Here is a 275-nt window from a genome sequence, read left to right as displayed (position 1 = left end):
TACCTGACCTGGATGCCGCGCGTCGGGCTGACCGACGCCAGCCGAAACTGCATTTCCAACGTGCGCCCGGCCGGCCTGGGCTATGACGAGGCGGCTTTCAAACTGGGCTACCTGCTGAACCAGGCCCGCCAGCGACAGCTCTCGGGCGTGGACCTGAAAGACGAAACCGGCACCGACGCGCCGGCAGCGATCGACGGGCGCGGCAACTTTTTGCTTCGCTAGAACCCCATCGCCTCAGCCGGCGTTGGCGATCACACCGTCGTCAATGACTGCCG

The 275-nt window shown here is 65.8% G+C and carries 1 protein-coding gene; it reads left to right on the top strand.

From position 1 onward, the window contains the following. The coding region (locus ACMUOY_RS20685; RefSeq protein WP_413894587.1) for an ethanolamine ammonia-lyase light chain EutC at nt 1-222 on the top strand (222 nt) is incomplete at its 5' end. Between the last annotated feature and the right edge of the window lie 53 nt (nt 223-275).

It is taken from the genome of Candidatus Skiveiella danica, assembly GCF_022705245.1.
Classification (GTDB): domain Bacteria; phylum Pseudomonadota; class Gammaproteobacteria; order Burkholderiales; family Burkholderiaceae_C; genus Skiveiella; species Skiveiella danica.
Note: the sequence above shows the minus strand (reverse complement) of the source record. Positions and strands in the feature narration are given on the sequence as shown.